Origin of the sequence: Paenibacillus jamilae (genome assembly GCF_050482105.1) — a bacterium.
GTDB lineage: Bacteria > Bacillota > Bacilli > Paenibacillales > Paenibacillaceae > Paenibacillus > Paenibacillus jamilae_B.
The window spans coordinates 1-1,895 of sequence record NZ_JBCNHI010000067.1; the positions used below are offsets into that span (position 1 = coordinate 1).

1 protein-coding gene is annotated in these 1,895 nt (G+C 47.7%); it reads left to right on the top strand.

The genetic code is table 11. The features are described 5' to 3' along the window. On the top strand, positions 1–1,895 hold a 1,895-nt coding region (locus ABEW32_RS26305; protein WP_430193252.1), incomplete at both ends, for a condensation domain-containing protein.

A 1,895-nucleotide genomic window follows, 5' to 3' on the forward strand; every position in this document is an offset into this window, starting at 1 on the left:
TTTGAATTGAATGGGCGCTTCGATGTGGTTACTTTCGGCAAAAGCTTGGATCTGCTCGTACAACGTCATGAAGCATTGCGGACGAACTTTATCAGTTCATGGAAAGACGAGCCTGTACAGGTCGTTTTCCGCAATCGTAGCGGAGAGTTGTACTATGAAGACCTGCGTGGACTAGAAAAAGAGGAACGGAAAGCGCGTGTTGAGGCTTTTACCCTTGCTGATAAAGCAAAAGGATTCCGTCTGACGGAAGATGCACTCATTCGTATCTCGATCCTGCAAACCGGGGATGAAACGTATCACTTTATCTGGAGCTTCCATCACATTTTGATGGATGGCTGGTGCTTATCCTTTATGACACAGGAGGTATTCGGCAGCTATCTGGCACTGCGTGCAGGTCATGAGCCAGTGCTGGAGCCAGTCACGCCCTTCAGCCGATTTATTGAATGGCTGGAGCGTCAGGACCGTGAGGCGGCCCTGAAATACTGGAGTGGGTATCTGGCGGACTATGAGCAGCAAATTACGCTTCCGCAGCAAAAAACACAGGCGAAATCGATGCACACCGTGGAATATATCGCTGAAGATCTGGATTGCGAATTCCAGCCAGAGCTGGTTGCTCAGATCGAACGGGTGGCAAAACAAAACCAGGTGACGATCAACACACTGATTCAGACTGTATGGGGCGTTTTGTTGCAAAAATATAACAACAGCACGGATGTCGTGTTCGGCAGCGTTGTGTCCGGTCGTCCAGGAGATATTCCAGGCGTAGAGCACATGATCGGGCTATTTATTAATACAATTCCAGTGCGTGTGCAGTCTGAACAAGGTGAAACCTTTGTCGAGCTGATGAAACGAACACAGCAGCAGGCGCTGGCCTCCAATGCCTACGATGCGTTCCCGCTGTATGAAATTCAAGCACTGACCGAGCAAAAGCAAGATTTAATCAATCATATTATGATATTTGAAAATTATCCGGTGGAGCAACAAGTAGAGCAGTTAGGCAGCGATGGACAGGATAAATTTACGATTTCGAACGTGGTGTCTACAGAGGAAACCAACTATGATCTGAACGTCGTCGTTATGCCGGGAGAAGGCATTAAGATTCGTTTTATGTATAACACGCTCAGCTTTGACCAAGCAGGCATTGAACATCTGTATGGACATTTTGTCCGTCTGCTGGAGCAAATTTCGCTCAACCCGCATGTTCGTGTTGAAGAGCTAGAGCTACTCACAGCGGTGGAAAAGCAGCAGATTACAGCGGCATTTAATGATACCGCTTGTGCATTCCCATGCAAACAGACGATCCATCAGTTGTTCGAGGAACAGGTAGAATATACGCCGGATCAGGTAGCACTGATGTTTGGTCATCAGAGTCTGACTTATCGGGAGCTGAATGAACGGGCAAATTCATTGGCACGCATACTTCAAGCACACGGAGTAGGGCCTGACAAGCTGGTCGGCCTGATGGTGCAGCGCTCAGTGGAAATGATCGTGGGTCTGCTGGCCGTTCTAAAAGCAGGCGGTGCTTATGTGCCGATTGATCCCGAATTTCCGTCATCTCGTATTCAATACATGTTGGAAGATAGCGAGGCCACAGTGCTTCTGACCAGTCGTGATCTGTTGGAAGAACATCATTGCAACGCTAATGCAATATTTATTGAGGATGCCGAATTGTATCAGGGAGAAAGCAGCAACCTGGAATCGATTGCCCGCCCAGAGCATTTGGCCTACGTCATCTATACCTCTGGTTCAACTGGTAATCCGAAAGGGGTTATGCTACAGCATCGCTCGGTACTCAACTTTATTACAGGTATGCGCAATGCAATTGACTTTGAAACGAGTCAAACCATTTTGTCACTGACGACCATTTCATTCGACATTTTCGTCTTGGAAACGAT